This window comes from Streptomyces sp. NBC_00377, from assembly GCF_036075115.1.
Lineage (GTDB): Bacteria > Actinomycetota > Actinomycetes > Streptomycetales > Streptomycetaceae > Streptomyces.
This window is the reverse complement of sequence record NZ_CP107958.1, coordinates 7,409,476-7,434,978: the sequence shown is the minus strand read 5'-3', so window position 1 is coordinate 7,434,978 and position 25,503 is coordinate 7,409,476. Positions and strand designations below refer to the sequence as shown.

The 25,503-nt window shown below is 71.0% G+C and carries 26 protein-coding genes; 11 read left to right on the top strand and 15 right to left on the bottom strand.

Annotation, left to right across the window (positions count from 1 at the left end):
- Positions 1-22 precede the first annotated feature (22 nt).
- Positions 23-760: a methionine ABC transporter permease gene (locus OHS71_RS33030; RefSeq protein ID WP_328482983.1), complete on the bottom strand. Its 738-nt coding sequence runs from the start codon at positions 758-760 to the stop codon at positions 23-25.
- Complete coding sequence (locus OHS71_RS33025) at positions 757-1,800, bottom strand: methionine ABC transporter ATP-binding protein (protein WP_328482982.1); 1,044 nt, start codon at positions 1,798-1,800, stop codon at positions 757-759. Before OHS71_RS33025 ends, OHS71_RS33030 begins: the two co-directional genes overlap by 4 nt.
- Before the next feature lie 636 nt (positions 1,801-2,436).
- Here OHS71_RS33025 and OHS71_RS33020 point away from each other — a divergent pair.
- Positions 2,437-2,796, top strand: a complete 360-nt coding sequence (locus OHS71_RS33020; protein WP_328482981.1) for a hypothetical protein — start codon at positions 2,437-2,439, stop codon at positions 2,794-2,796.
- Position 2,797: 1 nt separating this feature from the next.
- Positions 2,798-3,214 carry a hypothetical protein gene (locus OHS71_RS33015; RefSeq protein WP_328482980.1) on the top strand — a complete coding sequence of 139 codons (417 nt, stop codon included), beginning with the start codon at positions 2,798-2,800 and terminating at the stop codon, positions 3,212-3,214.
- Here the strand turns inward: OHS71_RS33015 and OHS71_RS33010 are convergent.
- From OHS71_RS33010 to OHS71_RS33000, 3 genes are all read right to left on the bottom strand, one after another.
- Complete coding sequence (locus tag OHS71_RS33010) at positions 3,204-3,701, bottom strand: GNAT family N-acetyltransferase (protein ID WP_328482979.1); 498 nt, start codon at positions 3,699-3,701, stop codon at positions 3,204-3,206. The two genes, OHS71_RS33015 and OHS71_RS33010, sit on opposite strands and share 11 nt — an antisense overlap.
- A 45-nt stretch (positions 3,702-3,746) precedes the next feature.
- Entirely contained in the window at positions 3,747-4,253 is a 507-nt protein-coding gene (locus tag OHS71_RS33005) for a sigma-70 family RNA polymerase sigma factor (protein ID WP_328482978.1), read from the bottom strand.
- A gap of 67 nt (positions 4,254-4,320) precedes the next feature.
- Positions 4,321-5,511 (bottom strand): glycerophosphodiester phosphodiesterase, encoded by a 1,191-nt coding sequence (locus OHS71_RS33000; protein ID WP_328482977.1) that lies wholly within the window; start codon positions 5,509-5,511, stop codon positions 4,321-4,323.
- A 372-nt stretch (positions 5,512-5,883) separates the two neighbouring features.
- On the opposite strand from OHS71_RS33000, the gene OHS71_RS32995 reads away from it, so the two are divergent.
- Positions 5,884-6,555 carry a lysophospholipid acyltransferase family protein gene (locus OHS71_RS32995; protein ID WP_328484720.1) on the top strand — a complete coding sequence of 224 codons (672 nt, stop codon included), beginning with the start codon at positions 5,884-5,886 and terminating at the stop codon, positions 6,553-6,555.
- A 372-nt stretch (positions 6,556-6,927) separates the two neighbouring features.
- Here OHS71_RS32995 and OHS71_RS32990 read toward each other — a convergent pair whose 3' ends face one another.
- The 4 genes from OHS71_RS32990 to argH all read right to left on the bottom strand — a co-directional run bounded on the left by OHS71_RS32990 (position 6,928) and on the right by argH (position 11,836).
- Entirely contained in the window at positions 6,928-8,451 is a 1,524-nt protein-coding gene (locus OHS71_RS32990; protein ID WP_328482976.1) for an MFS transporter, read from the bottom strand.
- A gap of 136 nt (positions 8,452-8,587) precedes the next feature.
- Positions 8,588-9,169 carry a TetR/AcrR family transcriptional regulator gene (locus tag OHS71_RS32985; protein WP_328482975.1) on the bottom strand — a complete coding sequence of 194 codons (582 nt, stop codon included), beginning with the start codon at positions 9,167-9,169 and terminating at the stop codon, positions 8,588-8,590.
- Positions 9,170-9,289: 120 nt separating this feature from the next.
- The gene (locus tag OHS71_RS32980; protein WP_328482974.1) at positions 9,290-10,261 is read right to left on the bottom strand and encodes an aldo/keto reductase; all 972 of its coding nucleotides are present in this window, start codon (positions 10,259-10,261) and stop codon (positions 9,290-9,292) included.
- A gap of 141 nt (positions 10,262-10,402) precedes the next feature.
- Entirely contained in the window at positions 10,403-11,836 is a 1,434-nt protein-coding gene (gene argH / locus OHS71_RS32975; protein ID WP_328482973.1) for an argininosuccinate lyase, read from the bottom strand.
- A gap of 210 nt (positions 11,837-12,046) precedes the next feature.
- On the opposite strand from argH, the gene OHS71_RS32970 reads away from it, so the two are divergent.
- From OHS71_RS32970 to OHS71_RS32940, 7 genes are all read left to right on the top strand, one after another.
- Complete coding sequence (locus OHS71_RS32970) at positions 12,047-12,922, top strand: hypothetical protein (protein ID WP_328482972.1); 876 nt, start codon at positions 12,047-12,049, stop codon at positions 12,920-12,922.
- A 171-nt stretch (positions 12,923-13,093) separates the two neighbouring features.
- The gene (locus OHS71_RS32965) at positions 13,094-13,675 is read left to right on the top strand and encodes a pyridoxamine 5'-phosphate oxidase family protein (RefSeq protein WP_328482971.1); all 582 of its coding nucleotides are present in this window, start codon (positions 13,094-13,096) and stop codon (positions 13,673-13,675) included.
- Positions 13,676-14,174: 499 nt separating this feature from the next.
- The gene (locus OHS71_RS32960) at positions 14,175-14,405 is read left to right on the top strand and encodes a hypothetical protein (RefSeq protein WP_328482970.1); all 231 of its coding nucleotides are present in this window, start codon (positions 14,175-14,177) and stop codon (positions 14,403-14,405) included.
- Positions 14,406-14,487: 82 nt separating this feature from the next.
- The gene (locus OHS71_RS32955; RefSeq protein WP_328482969.1) at positions 14,488-15,195 is read left to right on the top strand and encodes a L,D-transpeptidase family protein; all 708 of its coding nucleotides are present in this window, start codon (positions 14,488-14,490) and stop codon (positions 15,193-15,195) included.
- A 157-nt stretch (positions 15,196-15,352) separates the two neighbouring features.
- A complete protein-coding gene (locus tag OHS71_RS32950; RefSeq protein WP_328482968.1) occupies positions 15,353-16,735 on the top strand; it encodes a ferredoxin reductase family protein in 1,383 nt (460 codons plus the stop codon).
- Positions 16,736-16,791: 56 nt separating this feature from the next.
- Positions 16,792-17,886 (top strand): FMN-binding protein, encoded by a 1,095-nt coding sequence (locus tag OHS71_RS32945; protein ID WP_328482967.1) that lies wholly within the window; start codon positions 16,792-16,794, stop codon positions 17,884-17,886.
- Positions 17,879-18,679 (top strand): FAD:protein FMN transferase, encoded by an 801-nt coding sequence (locus OHS71_RS32940; RefSeq protein WP_328482966.1) that lies wholly within the window; start codon positions 17,879-17,881, stop codon positions 18,677-18,679. The genes OHS71_RS32945 and OHS71_RS32940 overlap by 8 nt, the downstream gene beginning before the upstream one ends.
- Positions 18,680-19,018: 339 nt before the next feature.
- Here OHS71_RS32940 and OHS71_RS32935 read toward each other — a convergent pair whose 3' ends face one another.
- The 6 genes from OHS71_RS32935 to OHS71_RS32910 all read right to left on the bottom strand — a co-directional run bounded on the left by OHS71_RS32935 (position 19,019) and on the right by OHS71_RS32910 (position 24,789).
- Positions 19,019-19,564 (bottom strand): arginine repressor, encoded by a 546-nt coding sequence (locus OHS71_RS32935; RefSeq protein WP_328482965.1) that lies wholly within the window; start codon positions 19,562-19,564, stop codon positions 19,019-19,021.
- 30 nt (positions 19,565-19,594) lie between these two features.
- Complete coding sequence (locus OHS71_RS32930) at positions 19,595-20,782, bottom strand: acetylornithine transaminase (protein ID WP_328482964.1); 1,188 nt, start codon at positions 20,780-20,782, stop codon at positions 19,595-19,597.
- The gene (argB, locus tag OHS71_RS32925) at positions 20,779-21,747 is read right to left on the bottom strand and encodes an acetylglutamate kinase (RefSeq protein WP_328482963.1); all 969 of its coding nucleotides are present in this window, start codon (positions 21,745-21,747) and stop codon (positions 20,779-20,781) included. Before argB ends, OHS71_RS32930 begins: the two co-directional genes overlap by 4 nt.
- 161 nt (positions 21,748-21,908) lie before the next feature.
- Positions 21,909-23,060, bottom strand: coding sequence for a bifunctional glutamate N-acetyltransferase/amino-acid acetyltransferase ArgJ (gene argJ, locus OHS71_RS32920; protein WP_328482962.1), 1,152 nt, complete (start codon positions 23,058-23,060; stop codon positions 21,909-21,911).
- Positions 23,057-24,085, bottom strand: coding sequence for an N-acetyl-gamma-glutamyl-phosphate reductase (gene argC, locus OHS71_RS32915; protein WP_328482961.1), 1,029 nt, complete (start codon positions 24,083-24,085; stop codon positions 23,057-23,059). The genes argJ and argC overlap by 4 nt, the downstream gene beginning before the upstream one ends.
- Positions 24,086-24,396: 311 nt before the next feature.
- On the bottom strand, positions 24,397-24,789 hold the full coding sequence (locus OHS71_RS32910) for an ester cyclase (protein ID WP_328482960.1): 393 nt from the start codon (positions 24,787-24,789) through the stop codon (positions 24,397-24,399).
- A 126-nt stretch (positions 24,790-24,915) separates the two neighbouring features.
- Here OHS71_RS32910 and OHS71_RS32905 point away from each other — a divergent pair, with 126 nt between their 5' ends.
- A complete protein-coding gene (locus OHS71_RS32905; protein WP_328482959.1) occupies positions 24,916-25,494 on the top strand; it encodes a PadR family transcriptional regulator in 579 nt (192 codons plus the stop codon).
- The last annotated feature ends 9 nt before the right edge of the window (positions 25,495-25,503 follow it).

Here is a 25,503-nt window from a genome sequence, read left to right as displayed (position 1 = left end):
GGTGGGGTGGCCCGGGGCGGGCTCAGGCGACCTTGCTGATGTCCGCGGCCGCCGGCTCCTCGGCCTTCAGGAGGCGGAGCTTCGGCGCGGGGCCCGAGCGGCCTCCACGGCGGTGCAGGGAGCGGGCCGCGTGGTCGCCGGCGAACTGGATCAGCGAGATGACGACGGCGAGGATCGCCACGGTGATCCACATCAGCTCGGTCTCGAAACGCTGGTAGCCGTAGCGGATGGCGATGTCGCCGAGTCCTCCGGCGCCGACCGTGCCGGCCATGGCGGAGTAGCCGATGAGGGCGACGATCGTGGTCGTGGTGCTGGCGATGAGCGAGGGCAGGGACTCCGGCACCAGGACCTTGCGCACGATCGTCCAGGTGTTACCGCCCATCGCCTGCACGGCCTCGACGAGTCCGCCGTCCACTTCACGGACAGCCGTCTCGACGAGTCGGGCGAAGAACGGGATGGCCCCGATGGCGAGGGGCACGATCGCTGCCTCGCGGCCGATGGTCGTTCCGGTGATCGTGCGGGTGAAGTCCATCAGCGCGACCATGAGGATGATGAAGGGCAGCGAGCGGGCGACGTTCACCATCTGCCCGATCACCCTGTTCGCGACCAGGTTCTGCAACAGGCCGCCCCGGTCGGTCAGGACCAGCAGCACGCCGAGCGGGAGGCCGCCCACGACGGCGATGAGCGTGGACCAGCCGACCATGTAGAGGGTGTCCCAACACGCCTGGGACAGCAGGGGCTGCATCTGGGACCAGGTCACTGGGCGCCCTCCTTGAGCAGCGCGGACTGGTGGGCGGTGTTCTTCACGACGTCGATCCGGAGGCCCTGTTCGCGCAGGAAGCCGATCGGCACGACGTTGTCCTCGTAGCGGCCGGGCAGTTCGATGCGCATCCGGCCGACCTGGAGTCCGCCGACGGTGTCGATGGCGGCGCCGAGGATCGAGATGTCGATGTTGTAGGTGCGCGACAGCTGCGAGATGACGGGGCGGGTGGCGGCCTCGCCGTGGAAGGTGACGTCGACGACGGTGCGGTCCTCGCCGGTCGCGTGGCCGCCGACCGGGAACAGCGCGTCGGCGAGCTCGGAGCCCGGGGTCGCGAGCAGCTCGCTCACCGTGCCGGACTCGACGACCCGGCCGTTCTCCATCAGCGCGGCGGAGTCGCAGACCGACTTCACCACGTCCATCTCGTGGGTGATCAGCAGGACGGTCAGGCCGAGCTGCCGGTTCAGGTCGCGCAGCAGCTGGAGGATGGAGCGGGTGGTCTCCGGGTCGAGTGCGCTGGTGGCCTCGTCGGAGAGCAGCACCTTGGGGTCGCCTGCGAGCGCGCGGGCGATGCCGACGCGCTGCTTCTGACCGCCGGAGAGCTGGGCCGGGAAGGACTTCGCCTTGTCGGCGAGGCCGACCAGGTCGAGCAGCTCCAGCGCCTTGCGGGAACGTTCCTGCCCTGAGACGCCGAGGATCTCGAGGGGCAGTTCCACGTTGTCCCGCACGGTCCGCGAGGACAGCAGGTTGAAGTGCTGGAAGACCATCCCGATCCGGCTGCGCGCCTGCCGCAGCTCCCTGCCGGCGCGGGGCCCGCGCCCGGCGAGCGCGGTGAGGTCCTGTCCGGCGACGGTGACCGTGCCGGCAGTGGGTCGTTCCAGGAGGTTGACGCAGCGGATGAGCGAGGACTTGCCGGCGCCGGACTGGCCGATGACGCCGTACACCTCGCCTTCGCGGACGTGGAGGTCGACGCCGTCGAGGGCGGTGACGTCACGGCCGCGCGAGCGGTAGACCTTGGTGAGGCCCGTGGTGGTGATCACGTGGGTTTCCGTCGCTGTCGAGTGCGCGGGCGTGGGTGTGCCCGGGCGCACGGGTGCGGGCTGTCAGGACGCGACACGGTTCTCGCCATGGCGTGGAACCGGGGAGAAACATGTGCGCGGGGCGCGGCTTGCGTCACGTACGGCGGGCATGCGGCGTACGGACGTGCCACGGCGTCTCGCTTCGGGGCGCGAGCTCGGGTGTGGTGCGGGGGCCCTCTAGAAGGCGCACATTCGACACGTACAACGAGCACCGGGCGTCATGGTCGCCTCGGTCGCAAGGGTGCGGCTGCTCGTCGTGGTCATGAGCATCAGTAAAGCAGAAGTACGGTCCTGACCAAGACACCGCTGTCCGGATGGTGGACAGCCGTGGACAGCCGCGGACAGCCGTCGGGTTCCCCCCGGCCTCGTACGGCGACCGGCACGCCCCCGCCCGTGACCAGCACCGACAAGGCGGAGGGGGCCGACGCCGCGAGGAGACCGCCGTGCGGGCATGAGGGGCAGGCTGTGGTCGACACCACGATCGCCGGACCCGGGGACCCGGCGGTGCCGGACCCGCTCGGGGACCCCGCGCCGTGCCCTCGCGCCGGGGCCGGGGCCGATCGCGGGAAGCCGATTCCGCCGTAATAGGGTCGCTGCATGCTTGATGCCCTGACGCTGGTGACCGGCGTCGCCGCGTTGCTGCTCGCCGCCTGGTGCGGCTGGGCCGCCTACCGCGACCAGCCGACGAAGGACTGGCACTTCATCGGGATGGCCGTGGTCTCCCTGCTGGCCGCGGTCCAGCTGGTGGTCGGGGTCGTGCAGCTGGCCCGGGGCGAAAAGCCGGCGCAGGGTACGACGATCTTCGTGGCGTATCTGCTCGGCGCGTTCGCGTGCGTTCCGGCGGCGGGGTTCATGTCGCTGTCCGAGCGGACCCGCTGGGGTTCGGTGACGGCCGCCGCGGGCGGTGTGGTGCTCGCCGTGCTCGAAGTGCGGCTCTACGACATCTGGGGAGGCTGAGATGACACCGGTGGAGGACGAACCGGACCGGCTCATCAGCGGGCCCGGGATCCTGCTGGTGTGGTTCTACGGCGTGATGGTGGTCGGGGCCGTGTCGCGGTCGGTGTACCAGATCGCGACCGATTTCGACCGGGCACCGCTGGCGTACACGCTGTCGGCGGTGGCGGGCGTGGTGTACGGGTTCATCACGTACTCGCTCGTACGGGGTGGCGAGAGGGCCCGCAGGGCGGCGCAGGTGTGCTGCGCCGCCGAGCTGGCGGGGGTGCTGATCGTGGGCACCTGGACCCTGGTGGAGCCGTCGGCCTTCCCGGACTCGACCGTGTGGTCCGAGTACGGGATGGGGTACGTGTTCATCCCGGTGCTGCTGCCGCTGTCGGCGCTGTACTGGCTGCGGAAGTCCCGTACGGCTACGCGGTAGCCGCGTATTCCCCCGCCTGTTTCTCGAGGACGATCATCGGTACGCCGTCCGTGCCCTGCGACGTGCCGACCGTCTCGTAGCCGACCCGACGGTAGAGGCGGAGGTTGCCCTCGCTGCGGTGACCGGTGAACAGGCGGAACTTCTTGGCGCCGCGCTCCTCCGCCAGCGCCGCCTCGGCCGCGCGGAGCAGTCGCGCGCCGATGCCGTGCCCCTGGAGACGCGGGTGGACGCAGAGCTTGCCGATGGCGGCGGCGCCGTCCTCCGTCAGGCTGCCTCTCACCGAGCCGACCACCTCGTCGCCCAGGCGGGCCACGAAGACACAGTCGGTGACGAGCTCCTGCCGGACCGAGTCGAGGCTCTGGACGAGCGGGGCGATGCGGTAGTTGGCGTACAGCGCGGCTTCCCTCTGGAAGCACAGGTACTGCAATCTGAAGATCTGCTCGGCATCCTGCTCGGTCGCCACCGAGATGGTCACGCTCATGCCCATGTGCGCACGCCTCCCGCTCACCTGATCGCCTGTGGTCCTTCACTCCTATCCCCGCGCTTGACGGGCCGCAACCTCCGGCGCCAGCAATCGCCGCAGACATCCCAGACATCTGGCACGTTCCGGTCCGAGGCTGCCCTGTGAGATACCCAACTCCCCCGCGATCTCGCGGTAGGTGAGGTCCCGGGGCGACAGGAGCGCTTGGAGGATGCGGGAGCAGCGGCCGGGCAGCCGGTGCACCGCCTGCCTCAGGGCGCGGTGCCGTGCGGCGGTGAGCGCCAGTTGCTCGGGGCCGCGCTCGCTGTCGTCGGCGGGATCGCTCCCGTAGGGCTGTTCCCTGCGGGCCGTACGGCGGGTGCGGCGGGCCTCGGCACGGACGGCCCCGCGCAGCCAGCCATGGGGGTCGGGGGGCGGACCGTCCGTCGCCAGGCGCTCCAGCAGACGGAGCCAGACCGCCTGTTCGAGGTCGCCGGGCTCGGTTCCGGTGGCATGGGCCTCGGCGGCGGCCTCCGCGGTGAGGAGCGGGCGCAGGGTGGTCACCAGGTCGTGCGTCATGTGCCACACGATGCGGCCGCCCGGCTGGCTGGTTGCCCGGGCGGCCGACTGTCACTCCAACGAGGACTCAGCCGTTGACGAAGTCCGCGCGGGCCAGCAGTCCGGTGTCCGGGTTGTCCGTGAAGACTCCGTCGATGCCGGTCGCGAAGTAGGTACGGAAAGCGCCGAAGGAGTCGCCGTAGGCGTCGGCGTCCGTGCCCTTGCGGAAGCCGGTCGGCAGGAAGGGGTTCTCGTTGCGCATGGTGTAGGGGTGCAGGATCAGGCCGACCGCGTGGGCGTCCTTCACCAGGGTGGTCGGGGTGGTGAGGTTTCCGGCCGCGTCCTTCGGGATCACCAGGTCGAGGGTCGGGCCGATGCCCTGGGCGTAGCCCGCGATCTCCCTGAGGCCCGCCCGGGTGACCAGGTCCGCCACCGTGCGCGGGTCGCCCGCCTCGACGAAGTCCCAGGGGCGCGAGGTCGCGCCGGACAGCAGCACCACGAGGGGGTTGTCGACGAGCTTGTTCAGGCGCTGGATGCTGCTCGGCTCGAAGGACTGCACGATGACCGGCGAGTTCTTCCTGTCCTTGCCGTGCTTGTGGAGCAGCTTGGCGACCCGCTCCTCCAGGCCCAGGCCCAGCCTGCGGAAGTAGGTGGGGTGCTTGGTCTCGGGGTAGATCCAGACCTGCTTGCCGCGCTTGCGGGTCTGCTCGTCCTGCCACTTCAGGACTTCCTCGAAGGTGGGGATCTCCCAGCGGCCGTTGTAGAGCGTGTTGTGCGGGCGGTTGGCCGGGATGCGCTCGACCGCCCGGAGGGTCTTCAGCTCGGCGAGCGTGAAGTCCTCGGTGAACCAGCCGGTCGTGGAGACGCCGTCGAGGACCTTCGTCGTCCTGCGGCCGGCGAACTCCGGATGGTCGGCGACGTCCGTCGTGCCGCCGATCTCCGGCTCGTGCCGGCACACCAGGTGGCCGTCCCTGGTGGGGACGAGGTCCCCCGCCTCGACGATGTCGGCGCCCAGGTCCAGGGCGAGCTCGTAGGAACCGAAGGTGTGCTCCGGCCGGTAGCCGCTGGCGCCGCGGTGACCGATGATCGTGGGCACCGGCAGGCCCTGGAGGCCCTTGCCGGAGCGGGACGGCTCCGCGGCTCTGGCGGGGCCCGACAGACCGAGGACCGTTCCCGTGGCACCGAGCACGGCCGCGCCGAGGAGCGCCCGCCGTCCGGTGGCGCCCGCGCCCGTCTGCTGGTTCGACTCCTGTGTGCCGTGTGTGCCCTGCGTTCCCATGAGGGGCCTCCTGCGGTCGGCTCGTCCGTGCGGGCCGATCGTAGGGGCGTGGACATGACCACCGGGAGACCTCGGTGCCAACACGCGGGTGACGGTGGATGGCGCGTACCGTACGAGTATGTGACGGGCCGTCGGATTCGGCTGATTGGGTGGAGCGCACCGGGGAAGCCGGTCAGCAGCAGCTGAGCGCGACGCCGCCGCCCGTCTCGTTCCGGCCGCGTGTCGGACGGGCGACGGTACGCCCGCACAGGTAAACGTACGTCAACAGTACGTAAGACCTGGGTGACCCGATGTGCGTCACCCCCCGGGCCGCGAGTATCGTCCTCACCTGCACAGACTTCATACCGTTTTCCCTTGACATCGGAGGGCTCGTTGTCCCGCTTCGTGCTCATCAAGGCAGTGCTCGGCCCGGTCATGCGCCTGATGTTCCGCCCCCGGGTCGAGGGCGCGGAGCACATCCCCGGCGACGGCCCCGTCATCCTGGCCGGCAACCACCTCACCTTCATCGACTCGATGATCCTGCCGCTGGTCTGCGACCGGCAGGTCTTCTTCATCGGCAAGGACGAGTACGTCACCGGCAGGAGCCTCAAGGGCCGGCTCATGGCCTGGTTCTTCACCGGCGTCGGCATGATCCCGGTCGACCGCGACGGCGGCCGCGGCGGTGTCGCGGCGCTGATGACCGGACGGCGGGTGCTGGAGGAGGGGAAGGTCTTCGGGATCTACCCCGAGGGGACGCGGTCGCCCGACGGCCGGCTGTACCGGGGGCGGACCGGTATCGCCCGGCTGACGCTGATGACCGGGGCGCCCGTGGTGCCGTTCGCGATGATCGGCACGGACAAGTTGCAGCCGGGCGGTGCGGGGATGCCCCGCCCGGGGCGGGTCACCGTCCGGTTCGGTGAGGCGATGGAGTTCTCCCGGTACGAGGGCATGGACCGGGACCGCTATGTCCTGCGGGCCGTGACGGACTCGGTGATGACCGAGGTCATGCGGCTGTCGGGGCAGGAGTATGTGGACATGTACGCCACCAAGGCGAAAGCCGCGTAGCGCCTCCGGCGGTTGGCCGGATTCGGGTGCGGGCGCCTCTCCGGGTTTTGCGCAGTTCCCCGCGCCCCCGAATCGCGCGCCTGAGTTCACGAGTGCGGGTGCGTTGTGGGTCTTGCGCAGTTCGTCCTGTAGCGGCAACGGCGTCTACGAGCAGGTGTGGCGCCGCGAAGCCGGGCGGGTCAGGCGCCACCAGGCCCGGGCGGGTGATGCCCCGGGCCTGGTGGCGCGCGGCCGTCCTGCACTCCGGGCGCAGTACACCCGGTCCACAACGGCCCTCTGATTCGACGAGTTCCCGATCTTCACTCCCTCGGGTGAGCCTGGCCCCGATCCGTGACATGCCCAGATCAATCCCGCTGATCCAGACGAAACCGCCTAGTCGGCGGTTTCCAGGCTTTGGGCTCTGAGCAGGAACCATGCTGCTGCCGCCGTTGCCAGCAGGACCGCCGCGCCTGTCCCGGACGCCACGCTCATGCCGTCGACGAACGCCTCCCGCGCCGACGACAGCATCGTCTCGGCCGAGGACGGCGACATGTGTCCCGCCGCCTCCACCGCTCCGCCCAGTGACTCGTGGGCGCCCGCCGGTGTGCCCGCCGGGGCGGCGAAGCCCCTGTAGACGCCCGTCACGATGGAGCCGAGTACGGCGATGCCCAGGGCCGCGCCCAGTTCGTACGCCGTCTCGGAGACCGCGGACGCGGCGCCCGCCTGGTCCTTCGGTACCGAGCTCAGGATGACGTCCGAGGTCACCGTGAAGGAGAAGCCGGCGCCCACGCCGACCACCAGCAGGGCGGCTCCCAGCATCGGGTAGCCGGTGTTCCGGTCGATGAGCGTCAGTGCCGCCAGCGCCAGGCCGATCGCCGCGAGGCCGCCCGAGACCACGGCCCGTACCGAGAAGCGGCGCGCCACCCGACCCGCGATCAGACCGGACACCACCGCGCCGACGGCGGCGGGCAGTTCGGCCAGTCCTGCCTCGAACGGGCGCCTGCCCTGGACGAGTTGCAGATACTGGGAGAGGAAGAACACCAGGCCGGACAGGCCCAGGATGGTCAGCAGGTCGGCCAGGACGGCGCCGCTGAAGCCGCGGTGGCGGAACAGGCGCATGTCCAGCAGCGGGGCCGGGAGGGTCAACTGTCGGCGGACGAAGCCGTAGAGGGCGGCCGCGCCCAGCAGGCCGGTGCCGAACGACACCCAGGTGACGCCGTGCGTGGCCGCCTCCTTGACCCCGTAGACGATGCCGATCATGCCCGCCAGCGACAGCAGCACGCTCGGCAGATCCCACGGTCCGGGGTTCGGCGTGCGGGACTCGGGGAGCGTCCTGACGCCGACGACGACCAGGACGACCATCACCGGCAGATTGATGAGGAAGACCGAGCCCCACCAGAAGTGTTCGAGGAGGAACCCGCCCACGATCGGTCCGACCGCGGTGCCCGCGGAGGCCGTCGCGCCCCAGATGCCGACCGCCAGACTGCGTTCGCGCGGGTCGTGGAAGAGGTTGCGGATGAGGGCGAGGGTGGCGGGCATCAGGGTCGCGCCGGCGACGCCGAGCAGGGCCCGGGCCGCGATCATCGTCTCCGGGGTGCTCGCGTAGGCGTTGAGGACCGATATCAGCCCGAACGCGGTGGCGCCCATGAGCAGGATCCGCTTGCGGCCGATGCGGTCGCCGAGGCTGCCCATCGAGACGAGCAGGCCGGCGATGACGAAGGAGTAGACGTCGCCGATCCAGAGGAGCTGGGTGCCGGAGGGTTCGAGGTCCTCGCTGATGTAGGGGGTCGCGAGACCGAGGACGGTCGCGTCGACGGCCACCAGCAGCACGGCGAGCACGAGGACGGAGAGCGCGAGCCAACGGTCGGGGCGCCTCACCGCCCCGGTCGTGGCAGCCGGCCGCAGGGTGCTGGTCATGGTTCCTCTCTCGGTGGTGCGTGGTCCTGTGTTGTCTTCCGGGGTTCGGCGGCACGGGTCCGCGTGCCCCGGGACTCTCCCGCGGAGGGCCCGGGCGCGCCGGGATCCGTGGTGCCGGGGTGCGTCGTGCCGGGCCCTACCGCTCGGTGGGCTCCGGAGCGGCGGTCTCCTGTGTGGGAGGCCTCAGCGCGCCGCCGAGCAGCAGCTCGGTGATCATGTGCTGGAAGTCCTTGGGTGCGCCCTTGCCGCTCTGCACCATCCAGGCGCCGGAGGCCAGCAGGCCGAACAGCGCCTCGGTGAGCCAGGCCGGGGTGAGGTCGATACGGAACTCGCCGCCGAGCTGTCCGCGCCGGAAGAGGGCGGAGATCCGGTCGTCGATGCGGGTCCAGCCCTGGTCCTGTTCCTCGCCCTCGAACAGCTGGTTCTCCGTGTAGAGGAAGGCGAGCAGGCCGGCGACCGGTTCGAACTCGCGGACGAGTCGGCGTACGGCGTCGCGCGCCGGCCCGTCGTCCGGTCGCGCCGCGTCCAGGGCGGTCTCGCACGCCTCGATACCGAGGGCCTCCAGGGCGCGCACGAGCGCGTCGCGGCCCGCGAAGTGCCGGTGCAGGGTGGCCCGGCTGATCCCGGCCGCCTTGGCGACCTCGTCCATCGTCGCGGTGGATCTACGGGTCAGCAGGGCCGCGGCACTGCGGAGCACATGAGCACGATCGACAGTCATGAGACAAGAGTAACCCATGTGAGACATGAATGTCTCATCCGGGGCGTGTGCGACTCACGCTCATGGTTCCTGCGGACCGCTTCGGCGCCGGGACAGGTGGCCGCGCCGCTCGCGGACAACTCAGTGCCAGGGCAGGCTGCCGCGCCGCTCCCAGTACGTCCGCGGGTCCTCGGCCAGCGCGGTCAGCCGGTCCACCTGGTCGTCGTCCAGGTCCACGACCGCCGCGTGCAGGTTGGAGGCCAGCTGGCTCGCGGTCGCGGCGCCGGAGAGGACGACGCCCGCCCAGGGCTGCCGCAGCACCAGCGCGAGGGCGACCGCGTCACAGCCGAGGGACGTCTCCGCCGCCACGGCCTTGAGGGCGTCCGGCGCATGGGACGGCGCGAGGCGCCCGTTGGCCATGCCCTCCTTCACGATCACCGTGAGGCCGGCGTCGTGGGCCTCCGCGAGGGCGGGTCCGGCCGAGGGCTCCAGCGCGTTGTACGTCGACTGGACGGTACGGAAGAGGGGCTCCCCGTCGACCGTCACGGCGAGGGCGGCGCGGATCGCGTCGGCCTGGGCGGGGCCGCTGGTGGAGAAACCGACGGTGAGGCCCAGCGCCGCCGCCTCGGCCAGCCTCGCATGGAGTTCCTTGTCGGTGAGGGCGGGGCTGTCCGGGGTCACCGAGTGGATCTGGTACAGGTCGAGCCGGTCGCCGAGCAGGCCGGCCGTCTCGGCGCGCTGACGCTCGTAGGTCGTGAGGCCGTGGTCCTTGACCTCGTGCCGCTCCGCGTCCGTGGTCCAGTCGGCGGTGTAGGTGTAGCCCCACTTGCTGCCCACCACGACGTCGGCGGCGTCCGGCCTGGCCTTAAGCCAGCCGGCGAGGAACTCCTCGGAGCGGCCGTAGGAGCGGGCCGCGTCGAAGTAGCGGACCCCCTGCGCGTACGCCGCGTCGAGGAGTTCGTGGGTGCGGGCGCGCAGCACCTCGACGCTGCGGTCCTCTCCGAGGTCCTCGTGCCGGCCGAGGTTGATGTAGCCGGGGCGGCCGACGGCGGCGAGACCCAGGCCGAGGTGGCAGGTGGGGGTCGTCGCTGAGGCGAGGCGGGCGAAGGGCATCCCGGGCTCCGTTCGGTCGGCTCCTTGACGGTTCCCGACCAACGTATCCGCGATGCCGTCGCTTCACGCGCGCGTGTGCGCGAAAAGCCCTGCGCGCGCGTGCCTCGAAGGCCCCGCGCGCGGACCCGCGTACCGGTCGCCCTACTTCGCGTCCTTCGCGGTCGCCCAGGCGTGCTGGGTCGCCACGTCCGCCTTGACCTCGGCGAGCTGGACGGCGACCGCGCTGGGCGCCGTGCCGCCCCGGCCGTCGCGGGAGGCGAGTGCGCCGGCGACGTTGAGGACGGAGCGCACCTCGGGCGTGAGGTGGGCGGAGATCTTCGCGAACTGCTCGTCGGTGAGGCCGTCGAGTTCCTTGCCGTCGGCCTCGGCCACCTTGACGCACTCGCCGGCCACCTCGTGCGCGACCCGGAACGGCACGCCCTGCTTGACCAGCCACTCGGCGATGTCGGTGGCGAGCGAGAACCCGGCCGGGGCCAGCTCCTCCATGCGCTCGCGGTTGACGGTGAGGGTGGCGACCATGCCGGTGAAGGCGGGGAGGAGGACCTCGAGCTGGTCGCAGGAGTCGAAGACCGGCTCCTTGTCCTCCTGGAGGTCGCGGTTGTACGCGAGCGGCAGGGCCTTGAGCGTCGCCATGAGACCGGTGAGGTTGCCGATCAGACGGCCCGACTTGCCGCGCGCCAGCTCCGCGATGTCCGGGTTCTTCTTCTGCGGCATGATCGACGAACCCGTGGAGAACGCGTCGTGCAGCGTCACGAAGGAGAACTCCTTCGTGTTCCAGATGATGATCTCCTCGGAGATCCGGGAGAGGTTCACCCCGATCATCGCGGTGATGAAGGCGAACTCGGCGACGAAGTCGCGGGACGCCGTGCCGTCGATGGAGTTGCCGACGCTGCCGCGCTCGAAGCCGAGGTCCTTCGCGACGGCCTCGGGGTCCAGGCCGAGGGAGGAACCCGCCAGCGCGCCCGAGCCGTACGGCGACACGGCCGTGCGCTCGTCCCACTGCCGCAGGCGCTCCGCGTCCCGGGACAGCGACTGCACGTGCGCGAGGACGTGGTGGGCGAAGAGCACCGGCTGGGCGTGCTGGAGGTGGGTCCGGCCGGGCATCGCCACGTCCGGGTGGGCCTCCGCCAGGCCGATCAGGGCGTCCTGGAGCTCGGCGATCAGGGCGCCGATGATGCGGGCGTGGTCGCGCAGGTACATCCGGAAGAGGGTGGCGACCTGGTCGTTGCGGGAGCGGCCGGCGCGCAGCTTGCCGCCCAGGTCGGCGCCGAGGCGCTCCAGGAGGCCGCGCTCCAGGGCTGTGTGGACGTCCTCGTCGGCGATCGTGCCCACGAAGGAGCCGTCGGCGACGTCCGCCTCGAGCCGGTCGAGGCCCGCGATCATCCGGGTGAGCTCGTCCTCGGTGAGCAGGCCCGCCTTGTGCAGCACGCGGGCGTGGGCACGCGAACCGGCGATGTCGTAGGGCGCGAGCCGCCAGTCGAAGTGGACGGAGGCGGACAGCTTCGCCAGGGCCTCGGCGGGACCGTCCGCGAAACGCCCGCCCCAGAGCCGTACGTCACCGCTGTTGCTGCTCACTTGCGTTGCTCCTCACGACTGCGCTCACCGACATGCATGATTATGCAGCGCTCTGCATGAATCGTCAATTCGACCTCCCGATGTCGCCCGGTTCCCGGTCCGAGAAGTTTTTGAAGGGAGTTTGAACAACGGCAACCGCTTACCCGTACTCACGACTGAACGCCGGCGCCGCGTTTGTCAACCCACTCCTGACCCAAGTGAGGCTTCCGCATGTCCAGGGCTCTTCCTAAGTACAACAAGCGTCGCGTGGTGGTCATCGGCGCGGCCGCCGCTCTGGCACTGACCGGCGCGGTGGTCGTCAACTCCGCCCTCGCCGGGGAGTCCAAGAGCAGTGGCACCACCAACGCCAAGACGCTCGCCAGCCCGGGCACGATCTCGTGCCCGGACGTGGCCTCCCAGCTTCCCGCGATCCCCGCCACCGCGCAGGCCGAGGTCGACCGCAACCTCGCGCTGCTCCAGACACAGATCGCGGAGGCCAACAAGCGGCTGGTCGACACGGTCGGCCAGGGTGGCGCCAACTTCGTGCAGAACGCGATCCTCGGCCCCCTGAAGGACAAGCGGGTGTCCACGATCGACCGCATCGCCATCTCGATCGGCCGCAAGGGCACCAAGCCGCGGGGCCTCGACGCCCTGGCCGGCTGCGCCCTCAACGCGGGCGGCGCGGCGAACGCCGGCGGCGCGACCGGCAACGCCGGGAACGCGGGCAACGCCGGGAACGCGGGCAACGCGGGCAACAACGCGAACACGGGCAACGCCGGGAACAACGCCGGGAACGCGGGTGGCGCCAACGGCGTCGGCACGATCACCTGCCCGGACGTCGCCTCGCAGCTCCCCGCGATCCCCGCCACCGCGCAGGCCGAGGTCGACCGCAACCTCACGCTGCTCCAGACGCAGATCAGCGAGGCCAACACCCGGCTCCAGAACACGGTCGGCCAGGGTGGCGCCAACTTCGTGCAGAACGCGATCCTCGGCCCCCTGAAGGACAAGCGGGTGTCCACGATCGACCGCATCGCCATCTCGATCGGCCGCAAGGGCACCAAGCCGCAGGGTCTCGACGCCCTGGCCGCCTGCACGTTGAACAAGTGACGTGACAGGCACGGTGGCCGCCCCGAGAACGCCGACCGGGGCGGCCGCCGCGGCGTGTCCGCAGCCTGCCAACACGCCCCTCCGGTCCGGCACCCCGCCTCCTCCCGCCTCCCGAGCGGAATCCGGTATTTCCTTAGACACACGAAAGGCTTTCCCGGATAATCGTTAGACATGGGAAAGACTTACGAACGCATCGACGGACGACTCCGTACGTTCATCGAGCAGCAGCCCCTCTTCTTCACCGCGACCGCCCCCCTGTCCGGCGACGGCACGGTGAACCTCTCCCCCAAGGGCCTCAAGGGCTCGTTCGCCGTCCTGGACGAACACACCGTGGCCTACCTCGACTTCGCCGGCTCCAACGCGGAGACGGTCGCACACCTGCGGGAGAACGGCCGGATCACGCTGATGTGGTGCGCCTTCCAGGGGCCGCCGAACATCGTGCGGGTGCACGGTCGCGGTGAACCGGTCTTCCGTGACGACCCCCGCTTCGGGGAACTGCTGGCCCGCTTCACCGATCTGGACCCGACGCGGCACGGGCTGCGCGCGATCATCCTGGTGCACGCCGAACTGGTCCGGGACACCTGTGGGTACGCGGTGCCCTTCATGACGTACGACGAGGACCGCGACCTGCACGCCAAGCGGTTCTCGCGGGAGGACGACGAGTCGCTCAGCGCGTACTTCGCGAAGAAGGAGCACATCGCCACGAGCATGGACGGACTGCCCGGACTGCCGTTGCCCCTGCGCCCGATTTGACGTGCATATGCTAACTGTACAGACAGTCAACTCTTGTGCATCTTGGGGCATTTGACGGAATCCCCCCTTCCGTCGCTTGCGTCCCCTAGCGTGACTCACGCATGCGCTCTCGCGCAGGCGCGAAAACATGGGGGATACATGTTCCGACCCGCACGCGAACCACAGAGCAAACGTCATGTCCGCTCCTCCTACTACGTCGTCGGCGAGGGCATCCTCGCCGAGTCCCGGGACGGCGGCCCCGCGGAGCCGCTGACGGCCGGCACGGTGGCGGACCTGCGCAAGTTCCGCTGCCAGCAGCTCGACCGCGACGCCCGCACCGAGCTGGCCAGGGCCATGACGGACCCTGAGCGGGACCAGCCCGACCAGCCGGGGGTCCCGTCGGGGTTCACCTACCTCGGCCCAGTTCGCGCAGGGCAGCGGGGCACAGCTCTCCGCCGGGCTCCTGGACGCGGTCGCCAAGCGCGCACCGCTGTGGTTCTACGTCCTGCGCGAGGCCGAGGTGCGGGGCGACGGGAAGCTCACCGGCGTCGGCGGCCGCATCGTCGCCGAGGTGTTCCACCGGGCCATCGAGGGCAGCCGGCACTCCATCGTGCGCGACCCGTTCTGGCGGCCCTTCCTCAGTCCGGTCGAGGAGCGCAACTCCCGGGACGTCTTCGAGATGACCGACCTGCTGCTGTACGCCTTCGAGGGACGGGCGGACCAGCTCAACCCGCTGGGCCCGGTGACCTGAGCCGGCCGGTGCGGGCGGCGGCACCGCGCACGGTCGGCCCACCCGGCCTGCCGGTGCCGCCGTCCGCGCCTAGCGTCTGAGCATGCGCCCCCGTGTCGTCGCCATCGCCCTCGTCTGCGCCTGCCTCGCCCTGCTCGGTGCGGCTCCGGACACCGGGGCCGCCGCGCCACTGCCCGCGCGGATGGCGGACACGGGCGGCGGCACCCAGCTGATCACCGCCACGGCCCCCAGGGCCGGTTCCACCTCGGGCACGCTCACCTGGTGGGACCTGCGCAACGGGCGCTGGGCGCCCACCGGCACCACGCCCGCGCGGTTCGGCGCCAGGGGCCTGGTCGAGGGCCTCTCGCGCCGACAGGGCACGTACACCACGCCGACCGGCCTGTACGGCCTCCCGTACGCCTTCGGTATCCGGCCGGCGCCCCGCGGGACGTCGTACGCCTACCGCCCGGTGGGCCGGGACTCCTGGTGGTGTCAGGACAACGACTCTCTCGCCTACAACCGGTGGACCGAGCCCCGGCCGGCGCACTGCCGGGCCGCCGAGTCCGAACACCTGGTCACCTACCGCACGCAGTACGCCCACGCTCTGGTCATCGGGTTCAACTACGGCAAGCCGGTGCGCGGCCGCGGGGCCGGGATCTTCCTGCACGTCGACGGCCGTGGGGCGACGGCCGGTTGCGTGTCGGTGCCGGCGGCGGCGATGCGCCGGATCCTGACCTGGGTCCGGCCGGCGGGACGGCCGCACATCGCGATCGGCACGGCCGGCGGGCGGACGGCGATCACCCGCTACTGAGCCCCGCCGTGCGCGCCCGCGCAACGACCGCCGGCAGCCCGTCGGCACGGCCGGGGGTTACCGGCGGTCGCCCCCGGAACCGTCTCGCCACGACGCTGAACACTCCGCGTCCCCGGCCCGTATCTGAGGGCCAAGGGTCCGTATCCACGGAGGAACAGTGACGACGACGATCGCCGGCGGCCGTGCCGCCCGCCGCCAGACGATGCGCCGCATCCGCCCGCGCCGCTCACCGGCCGTCCCGTTGCTGCTCGCCGTGTGGGCGGGCGCGGCGGGCGTGCTGTGGCTGTGGTGGGCCAACACGCCGAACATCGCGGACGACAACAGCAAGATCCTCAACGCGGGACGGATCACCGGGCTGCTCGCCGGGTACCTGATGGCGCTCGTCGTGCTCCAGATGGCCCGGGTGCCCGCGCTGGAGCGGCGGGTGGGCTCCGACCGGGTCGCCCGCTGGCACGCGATGAGCGGCCGGTACACGCTCTGCCTGGTCTTCGCGCACGTCTTCCTGATCATGTGGGGGTACGCGCTCCAGGCCGGCAAGTCGCTGGGGGACATCGTCCAGCAGACGATCGACTCCATCAACCAGCTGCCGGACATGGGCAAGGCGGCGATCGGCACCGGCCTGTTCCTGCTGATCGGGCTGGTCTCGATCGGACCGGTGCGGCGCCGGATGCCGTACGACACCTGGTACCACATCCACCTGATGACGTACGCGGCCGTGTTCCTCACCTTCTGGCACCAGATCACCACCGGCAACGACTTCGCGATCGAACCGACGGCGAAGACCGTCTGGTACGCGCTGTACGGCTCGGTCACCGCGCTGGTCATCTGGTACCGCGTCATCGCCCCGGTGCGGCTCAACCTGCGGCACCGGCTGCGCGTCGAGGCGGTCATCGAGGAGACTCCGGGCATCGTGTCGGTGCTGATCGGCGGGCGCAAGCTGCACCGGATGGGCGCGGAGGCCGGGCAGTTCTTCCGGTGGCGGTTCCTGTCACCGGGCATGCGGTTCAGCTCCCACCCGTACTCCCTGTCGGCGGCCCCCCGCCCCGACCTGCTGCGCATCACCGTCAAGGCGATCGGCGACCACAGCGCCGCGCTGCGCGAGCTCCAGCCGGGCACGAAGGTGTGGGCCGAGGGTCCCTACGGAGCGATGACCGCTTCCCGGCGCAGCCGCGGCAAGGTGCTGCTGGTGGCCGGCGGGGTCGGCATCACGCCGATGCGGGCGCTGTTCGAGACGCTGCCGGGCGCGGCCGGTGACATCACCCTGCTCTACCGGGCCAACAGCACCCAGGACCTGGCCCTGTGGGACGAGCTGGCGAAGATCGCCGACGAGCGCGGGGCGCGGCTGATGTACGCCGTGAACAGCCCCGACGGGGAGCGCCCCGACATCTCGGCGGAGTCCCTCCAGCGCAAGATCCCCGACATCGACAGCCACGACGTCTTCATGTGCGGACCGAACGGCTTCGCCCAAGGGGTGTTCGAGGCACTGCGCGGCGCCGGGGTCCCCGCCCGCCGCATCCACCACGAGTCGTTCGAGATGTGAGCGACCCGCACTCACGGGAACCTCGCCACCTACGGGAATCAGGAGCTCAGAAAGCGATGAGGAAGAGCCACCCTCTTCGGCGCGTCGTACTCGCCACCGCCGCGACCGTGTCCGGGATCGTGCTGCTGCTGTCGCTGAAGCCGTCGTCCGACCCGGGCGCCGCCCAGGCGGCCGGCGCGGGCGCGGGCGCGGCGGCGCAGGATGCGGCGCAGGGCGGGTCCGGGGCGGCCGTCTCGGGGACGATGACCGGTGATGCCGCGCAGACCCAGTACGGGGCCGTGCAGGTCCGGATCACCGTCGTCGACAACAAGATCACCAAGGCCGAGGCCGTCCAGGCGCCCAAGGGCGGCACGAGCGACCAGAAGACCGCGCTGGCGGTCCCGAAGCTCAACGCCGACGTGGTCGCCAAGCAGAGCGCGAACGTCGACACGGTCTCGGGCGCCACGTACACCAGCGAGGGCTACAAGAAGTCCCTCCAGTCGGCGATCGACAAGGCGAACGCGAGCGCGGGATCCGGTTCCGGGTCCTCCCAGGGGTCGGGCAGCGCGCAGGCCTCCGGCGCCTTCACCGGTGACGCGGTCCAGACGCAGTACGGGGCCGTGCAGGTCCGGATCACGGTCGCCGGCGGGAAGATCACCAAGGCCGAGGCCGTCCAGGCGCCCAAGGGCGGCACCAGCGACCAGAAGACGGAACTCTCCGTCCCCAAGCTCAACCAGGAGGCCGTCGCCGCGGGCAGCGCCGACATCGACTCCGTCTCCGGCGCCACCTACACCAGCGAGGGCTACAAGAAGTCCCTCCAGTCGGCGCTGGACAAGGCGAAGGCCGGCGCGGGTTCGTCGTCGGGCTCCGGGGCGGGGGCCTCCTCGGGGGCCGCGCAGGCCAAGACCGTGACCGGCAGCGTCGCGCAGACGCAGTACGGGCCGGTCCAGGTCCGGATCACGGTCGCGGGCGGGAAGATCACCAAGGCGGAGGCCGTGCAGGCGCCCAAGGGCGGCACCAGCTCCGAGAAGACGGAACTCTCCGTCCCCAAGCTCAACCAGGAGGCCGTCGCCGCGGGCAGCGCCGACATCGACTCCGTCTCCGGCGCCACCTACACCAGCGAGGGCTACAAGAAGTCCCTCCAGTCGGCGCTGGACCAGGCTGGTGGCTGACACCGTGGCCGAGTCGGCGGCGGCCCCCGCCGTGGTGCGTCATGCGGAAGAGGTCATGGGGACCGTCTTCTCGTTCGACGTACGGGGCGGGGAGGCCGGGGCGGTGCGGGCGGCGCTGGAGGAGGCGATCGCCTCGCTGCACCGGGTGAACGAGGTGTTCAGCACCTACCGCGAGGACAGCCAGGTCTCCCGGCTGGTACGCGGTGAGCTGACCGTCGAGGAGTGCGATCCGGACGTGGCCGAGGTGCTGGCGCTGGGCGCCGAGGCGGAGCGGGTGAGCGACGGCTGGTTCAGCATGCGCTACGAGGGCCGGCTCGACCCGACCGGTGTCGTTAAGGGCTGGGCCGCCGAGCGCGCCGCCCGGCTGGTCGCGTCGGCGGGCGTGAGCGGGGTGAGCGTCAACGGCGGCGGGGACGTGCAGTTGCTGGGCGTCCCCGGACCCGAGCGGCCGTGGCGGGTCGGGGTGTCCGATCCGTTGCGGCCGGGCGGTCTGGCGGCGGTGGTGTCGGCGGCCGGAGCCGACGAACTGGCGGTCGCCACCTCGGGCACGGCGGAGCGGGGCGCCCATATCGTCGACCCGCGCACGGGCCGTTCCGCGGTGACGGACCTGGTCGCCGTGACCGTGGTGGCGCCACAGCTGACCTGGGCGGATTGCTGGGCGACGGCAGCCTTCGCGATGGGCTCGCGGGAGGCGCTGGGCTGGCTGGAGTCGCTGCCGGACGTGGAGGCACTGCTGATCACGGCGGGCGACGAGGTCCGATGCACGGGCGGACTGGCCCGCCGCCTGGGCTGACCCCCCGGCCAGCGACACCCACACAGGGGCGGGCGCGGGAACCGCGCGACAAGCCACCACGCACCCGCACCCGGCACACACCGGCACCCGCCCCCAGGGGCGCGGGGAACCGCGCGGCCAACCACCACGCACCCACACCCGGATGCCCGCACCCCGCGTACACGCGGATGCCCGCACCCGACCCGGCTGTGCTTGCGGGGAACCGCGCGACGGGCACCGCTCACCCGCACCCGGCACACATCGGATAGCCCCCTCCGGGGGCCGCGGGTTCGGCGCCCGCGCACCGGACGCCGACGGGACCGGCCGCGCCGCCCGGCCCCTCAGGCCCGGCGCCAGCCGCTAGTGACCGTTCTGAGCCAGCCGCAGCAGGTGATCCGCCAACGCCTGCCCACCCGCCGGCTCCCGGCTGATCAGCAGCAGCGTGTCGTCGCCCGCGATCGTCCCGAGGATGTCGTGCAGCTCGGCCTGGTCGATCGCCGAGGCGAGGAACTGCGCGGCGCCCGGCGGGGTGCGCAGCACCACCAGGTTCGCCGAAGCCTCCGCGGAGATCAGCAGCTCCTGCGACAGCCGCCGCATCCGCTCCTCCTTCGCCGACTCCCCCAGCGGCACCCGGGGGGTCCGGAAACCCCCCTCGCTGGGCACGGCGTAGATCAGGTCGCCGTCGTTGTTGCGGATCTTGACCGCGTTCAGCTCGTCCAGGTCCCGCGACAGCGTCGCCTGTGTGACGCTCAGCCCGTCGTCGGCCAGCAGCTTCGCCAACTGGCTCTGCGACCGCACCGGTTGCCGGTTGAGGATGTCCACGATCCGGCGGTGACGCGCGGTGCGGGTCTGCGGCACGGCGGGCCCGTTGACCCCGGCCTGCTCATGGTCCTGCGCGTGGCTCATCGTCGTCTCATTCTCCGGTTCTCCGGATCGTCACTCCCCGCTCGCCGCGGCTGCGTCGAGGATGCCGGGCAGCGCCCCGAGGAACGCCTCCACCTCGTCGTCGCCGAGGTTCAGCGGCGGCATCAGCCGGACGACGTCGGGGGCGGGCACGTTCACCAGGAATCCGGCCTCCTGAGCCGCCGACCGCACCTGGGGTGCGCGGGGCTCGGTGAGCACGATACCCAGGAGCAGGCCCGCGCCCCGGACATAATCGATCAACGAGTGGCCCGTACCCTCGATTCCGTCGCGCAACTTCTCGCTCTGCCGCTTGACGTTCTCCAGCAACCCCTCGTTCTCGATGGTGTCGAGCACGGCGAGTCCGGCGGCGCAGGCGACCGGGTTGCCGCCGAAGGTGGTGCCGTGGTGGCCCGGCTGAAGCAGTTCGGCGGCCCGCCCGAAGGCGACCGTCGCGCCCAGCGGCAGCCCGCCGCCGAGGCCCTTCGCCAGCGTGACGACGTCCGGCAGGACGCCCTCGTGGGCCTGGTACTCGAACCAGTGCCCGGTCCGTCCGACGCCGGTCTGTACCTCGTCGAGGACGAGCAGTGCGCCGGTCGCCGCGGTGATCGCTCGGGCGGCCTTGAGGTAGCCGGCGGGCGGCACCACCACGCCCAGTTCGCCCTGGATCGGCTCGAGGACGACGAGGGCCGTCTCCTCGGTGACCGCGGCGGCCAGCGCCTGTGCGTCGCCGAACGGCACATGGGTGACGTCGCCGGGCAGCGGCAGGAACGGGTCCCGCTTGCCGGGCTGGCCGGTGAGCGCGAGGGCGCCCATGGTGCGGCCGTGGAAGGCGCCCTCGGTGGCGACGACGTGGGTGCGCCCGGTCAGCCGGCCGATCTTGAAGGCGGCCTCGTTGGCCTCGGCGCCCGAGTTGCAGAAGAAGACCCGGCCGTCCCGGCCGAAGTGCTGGAGCAGCCGTTCGGCGAGCGTGACGGTCGGCTCGGCCATGAAGAAGTTGGAGATGTGGCCGAGGGAGCCGATCTGCCGGCTCACGGCCTCGACGACGGCCGGGTGGGCGTGGCCGAGCGCGTTGACGGCGATGCCGCCGACGAAGTCGAGGTACTCCTTGCCGTCGGCGTCCCTGACCCGGCTGCCCGCGCCGCTCACGAGGGGCAGCAGCGGGGTGCCGTAGTTGTTCATGAGCGCGCCCTGCCACCGCGCGGTCAGTTCCTCGTTGCTCATGACGGCTCCCCCTGTGCGTCCGGCTGAGCGGCCGGCTCTGCGTGCGGCTTCTCGTCGGGCACGACCATCGTGCCGATGCCCTCGTCCGTGAAGATCTCCAGCAGGATCGAGTGCTGGACCCGCCCGTCGATGACCCGGGCGGTGTTCACGCCGTTGCGTACGGCGTGCAGGCAGCCCTCCATCTTCGGGACCATCCCGGAGCTCAACTCCGGCAGCAGCTTCTCCAGTTGGGAGGCGGTGAGGCGGCTGATCACCTCATCGCTGTTCGGCCAGTCCTCGTAGAGGCCCTCGACGTCCGTGAGGACCATGAGGGTTTCGGCGCCAAGTGCCGCAGCGAGTGCCGCAGCCGCCGTATCAGCATTGACGTTGTAGACATGTCCGTCGTCCTGGGAGCGGGCGATCGACGAGACGACCGGGATACGGCCGTCGGCGAGCAGCGCCTCGATGGCGCCGGTGTCGATCGCGGTGATCTCGCCGACCCGTCCGATGTCGACCAACTCGCCGTCGATCTCGGGCTGGTGCTTGGTGGCGGTGATGGTGTGGGCGTCCTCGCCGGTCAGTCCGACGGCGAGCGGCCCGTGCTGGTTGAGCAGCCCGACCAGCTCGCGCTGGACCTGTCCGGCGAGCACCATCCGTACGACGTCCATGGCGTCCTCGGTGGTGACGCGCAGGCCGGCCTTGAACTCGCTGACGATGCCGTGTCTGTCGAGGGCGGCGCTGATCTGCGGGCCGCCTCCGTGCACGACGACGACATGGAGGCCGGCGTGCCGCAGGAAGACGACGTCCTGGGCGAAGGCGGCCTTCAGGTCGTCGTCGATCATGGCGTTGCCGCCGAACTTGATGACGACGGTCCTGCCGTTGTGGCGGGTCAGCCAGGGCAGTGCCTCGATGAGGATCTGGGCCTTGGGGAGCGCGGTGTGCTTGCGGGTCGGGGACTTTCGCTCTTCTGAGTGATTGACGGTCATAGCCGACTTTCGAAAGATCTCGGATCAGCCGCCGGGCGGGCGGTGCTGGCCAGCAGAGGCGGTGTAAGACTCAACCCGGACTCGTCCGGGGCGAGCTGTCGCGGATGAAACAGGAACCCTCGTCGGCGACGACGAGGACCCGTGACAACCAAGCGGGCACGTCAAGACGAGTACGCGCTGTTCTCGTGGACATAGTCGGCCGTCAGGTCGTTGGTCCAGATCACCGCAGACTCATTGCCTGCCGCGAGGTCCGCCGTGATGCGGACCTCGCGGTAGCGCATGTCGACCTTCTCGCGGTCCTCGCCGACGCCGCCGTTCTTGCAGACCCAGACGCCGTTGATGGCGACGTTGAGCCGGTCCGGCTCGAAGGCGGCGCGGGTGGTGCCGATGGCGGAGAGCACCCGGCCCCAGTTGGGGTCCTCGCCGTGGATCGCGCACTTGAGGAGGTTGTTGCGGGCGATGGAGCGGCCCACCACCACGGCGTCCTCCTCGCTCGCCGCGTTGACCACCTCGATCTTGATGTCCTTGCTCGCGCCCTCCGCGTCCCGGATCAGCTGCTGGCCGAGGTCGTCGCAGACCGTCCGTACGGCGGCGGCGAACTCCTCGTACCGCGGGGTGACCTCGGAGGCTCCGGACGCGAGCAGCAGCACGGTGTCGTTGGTCGACATGCAGCCGTCGGAGTCGACGCGGTCGAAGGTGACCCGGGTGGCGGCGCGCAGCGCCCTGTCCAGGGTCTCGCTGTCGAGGTCGGCGTCGGTGGTGAGGACGACCAGCATGGTGGCGAGGCCCGGGGCGAGCATGCCCGCCCCCTTGGCCATGCCTCCGACGGTCCAGCCTCCCCCGGTGACGACGGACGTCTTGTGGACGGTGTCGGTGGTCTTGATGGCGATGGCGGCCTTCTCGCCGCCGTGCTCGGAGAGCTGACCGGCGGCCGCCTCGACCCCCGGGAGCAGCTTGTCCATCGGCAGCAGGACGCCGATGAGGCCGGTGGAGGCGACGGCGACCTCGCCCGCGCCAAGACCCAGCACCTCGGCGGTCTTCTCGGCGGTCGCGTGGGTGTCCTGGAAGCCCTTCGGTCCCGTACAGGCGTTGGCGCCACCGGAGTTGAGGATCACGGCGGACAGCTGTCCGCTCTTGAGGACCTGCTCGGACCACAGCACCGGCGCGGCCTTGACGCGGTTGGAGGTGAAGACGCCGGCGGCCGCGCGGCGGGGCCCGTTGTTGACCACCAGGGCCAGGTCCGGGTTGCCGTTCTGCTTGATCCCGGCGGCGATGCCCGCTGCCGTGAATCCCTTGGCTGCCGTGACGCTCACGGTGCGACTCCGATCGTCGAAAGCCCGGTGGTCTCGTCGAGGCCGAGGGCGATGTTCATGCTCTGGAGGGCGCCGCCCGCGGTGCCCTTGGTCAGGTTGTCGATGGCGCTGACAGCGATGATGCGCCCCGCGGCCTCGTCGTACGCGACCTGCACCTGAACGGCGTTGGAACCATGGACGGACGCCGTGGCGGGCCATCGGCCCTCGGGCAGCAGGTGCACGAAGGGCTCGTCGGCGAAGGCCTTCTCGTAGGCCGCGCGGACGGACTCGGCGGTGACTTCGGCCCTGGCCCTGGCGCTGCACGTGGCGAGGATGCCGCGGGACATCGGCGCGAGGGTCGGCGTGAAGGAGACGGTGACCGGCTCCCCGGCCGCCGCGCTGAGGTTCTGCACGATCTCGGGGGTGTGCCGGTGGCCGCCGCCGACGCCGTACGGGGACATGGAGCCCATGACCTCGGAGCCGAGCAGGTGCGTCTTGGGCGACTTGCCGGCGCCCGAGGTGCCGGAGGCTGCGACGATCACGGCCTCCTGCTCGGCGAGGCCCGCCGCGTACGCCGGGAACAGCGCGAGTGTGACTGCGGTGGGGTAGCAGCCGGGGACCGCGATGCGCTTGGACCCCTCCAGCGCGGCGCGGCCCCCCGGCAGTTCGGGGAGGCCGTAGGGCCAGGTCCCGGCGTGTGCGGAACCGTAGAACCGCTCCCAGTCGGCCGCGTCCTTCAGCCGGAAGTCGGCGCCCATGTCGACGACGAGGACCTCCGGGCCGAGCTGTTCGGCGACGGCGGCGGACTGACCGTGCGGCAGGGCGAGGAAGACGACGTCGTGTCCGGCGAGGACCTCGACGGTGGTCTCCTCGAGGACCCGGTCGGCCAGCGGCAGCAGGTGGGGCTGGAGCGCGCCCAGCTTCTGGCCGGCGTTGGAATTGCCGGTCAGGGCGCCGATCTCGACCCCGGGGTGCGTGAGGAGCAGGCGCAGCAGCTCTCCGCCCGCGTACCCGCTCGCTCCGGCCACCGCCGCACGTACCACCATGACTCCTCCTCCTGGATGGCATGACTATACGTTTCGATGCACGTTTATGCAATCCATGCAGGGGGCGACGCCCGACTGATTGTGACTGTGCAGCCGATCTGGCGGCCGAGCATCCGACCTGGCGGATCCGAGCGGCTCAGATGGCGGGCAGGGCAGCGGCCCCGCCTCTCTACTGTGCGGTCTTCACGTGAAGCCCCGCCAGCGAGAGGGCCGCCCGCGCCCGTGTGTGCCTTCGCCCTCCGCCACGGCGATGTACGGGCCCCCTGGGAGCGGTAGCTCCGCACATGAAGAGGTACCCAGCGCGACTGGGCTCACGGCCCCGGTACGGCACCGATCTGCTGCATCACCCCAAGGAGGTCGGGCTGCCCCCGCTCGCCGACGATCCGGCCGTCGGCCAGATAGTAGAAGTTCATGGCCTGCACCGAGATCTTGTTGCCGGTCGCCGGGATCCCGAAGAATTCGCCGTCGTGGGTTCCCCGCATGGTGAACCGCGCGGCGACCGTGTCACCTTCGGTGACCGTCTCCTCCAGCGTCCACTGGACGTCCGGGAAGGCACTGCGCATCATCCCGAGGACTTCCATGTACCCGTCGGGCCCCCGCAGCGGTTCCGGGTGACTGGGTGCGTGGAACACCGCGTCCGGAGAAATGACCTCGCGAGCGAGACCCTCGTCGCCCGTGTTGATGAACTCGACGAAGCGGTTCATCACTGACTCGGTGGACTGCGCCGGCATCTTGCTGTGCCTCTCAAAAGACGATGGGTGGATACCTGAGAGCCTAACATCGAATCGATGTTTACATCGATTCGATGTCAGGCGTGCGAGGATGGCCTCATGCTGGAACTCGCGATAGTCGGCTTCCTCGCCGAGGGACCCCTGCCTGGACACGAGCTGCGTCGCCGCGTCTCACAGCTGACCGGCTATACGCGGCCGGTCAGTGACGGCAGCCTGTATCCGGCGATCAATCGTCTGACCAGGGCGGGCTTGATCGAGCGACGCGCCGACCCGGCCGCGGGGGCGGCCCGGTACGTGCTCAGCCTGACTGCGGCCGGGCGGGCCGACATGCTTCAGCGTCTGCGCAAGCCCGCCGACCACGAGATCACCGACTTCACCCGGTTCTACGTCGTCCTGGCCTTCCTCTCCCACCTGCCCGACGTGGCCGAACGGCACGCGGTGCTGCGCAGACGGCTGGAGTTCCTGGAAGAACCGGCGAGTTTCTTCTACGACAACGAGCGGCCCCTGCCCGCCGAGGAAATCGCCGACCCCTACCGGCGGGGCATGCTGCTCACCGCCCGCGCCACCAGTCGCGCCGAACGGACCTGGCTGCGCGAGGCCCTCGGGGAGAAGGCGCCCGTATTCGACACCGCATGCACCGACAGCGATCCGCATGCGCCCGCCGCTCCCGCGAGCTGACCGCCCACG

Bases quoted from the DNA above. Each gene is read 5' to 3' on its own strand.
- OHS71_RS32910 (WP_328482960.1), bottom strand. From the start codon at position 24,789: ATGAACCGCTTCGTCGAGTTCATCAACACGGGCGACGAGGGTCTCGCT.
- OHS71_RS32905 (WP_328482959.1), top strand. From the start codon at position 24,916: ATGCTGGAACTCGCGATAGTCGGCTTCCTCGCCGAGGGACCCCTGCCT.
- argC (WP_328482961.1), bottom strand. From the start codon at position 24,085: ATGGTGGTACGTGCGGCGGTGGCCGGAGCGAGCGGGTACGCGGGCGGA.
- OHS71_RS33000 (WP_328482977.1), bottom strand. From the start codon at position 5,511: ATGGGAACGCAGGGCACACACGGCACACAGGAGTCGAACCAGCAGACG.
- OHS71_RS32930 (WP_328482964.1), bottom strand. From the start codon at position 20,782: ATGAGCAACGAGGAACTGACCGCGCGGTGGCAGGGCGCGCTCATGAAC.
- OHS71_RS33005 (WP_328482978.1), bottom strand. From the start codon at position 4,253: ATGACGCACGACCTGGTGACCACCCTGCGCCCGCTCCTCACCGCGGAG.
- OHS71_RS32980 (WP_328482974.1), bottom strand. From the start codon at position 10,261: ATGCCCTTCGCCCGCCTCGCCTCAGCGACGACCCCCACCTGCCACCTC.
- OHS71_RS33020 (WP_328482981.1), top strand. From the start codon at position 2,437: ATGCTTGATGCCCTGACGCTGGTGACCGGCGTCGCCGCGTTGCTGCTC.
- OHS71_RS32990 (WP_328482976.1), bottom strand. From the start codon at position 8,451: ATGACCAGCACCCTGCGGCCGGCTGCCACGACCGGGGCGGTGAGGCGC.
- OHS71_RS33010 (WP_328482979.1), bottom strand. From the start codon at position 3,701: ATGGGCATGAGCGTGACCATCTCGGTGGCGACCGAGCAGGATGCCGAG.
- OHS71_RS32935 (WP_328482965.1), bottom strand. From the start codon at position 19,564: ATGAGCCACGCGCAGGACCATGAGCAGGCCGGGGTCAACGGGCCCGCC.
- OHS71_RS32985 (WP_328482975.1), bottom strand. From the start codon at position 9,169: ATGACTGTCGATCGTGCTCATGTGCTCCGCAGTGCCGCGGCCCTGCTG.
- OHS71_RS32970 (WP_328482972.1), top strand. From the start codon at position 12,047: ATGTCCAGGGCTCTTCCTAAGTACAACAAGCGTCGCGTGGTGGTCATC.
- argB (WP_328482963.1), bottom strand. From the start codon at position 21,747: ATGACCGTCAATCACTCAGAAGAGCGAAAGTCCCCGACCCGCAAGCAC.
- OHS71_RS32965 (WP_328482971.1), top strand. From the start codon at position 13,094: ATGGGAAAGACTTACGAACGCATCGACGGACGACTCCGTACGTTCATC.
- OHS71_RS33015 (WP_328482980.1), top strand. From the start codon at position 2,798: ATGACACCGGTGGAGGACGAACCGGACCGGCTCATCAGCGGGCCCGGG.
- OHS71_RS32955 (WP_328482969.1), top strand. From the start codon at position 14,488: ATGCGCCCCCGTGTCGTCGCCATCGCCCTCGTCTGCGCCTGCCTCGCC.
- OHS71_RS32945 (WP_328482967.1), top strand. From the start codon at position 16,792: ATGAGGAAGAGCCACCCTCTTCGGCGCGTCGTACTCGCCACCGCCGCG.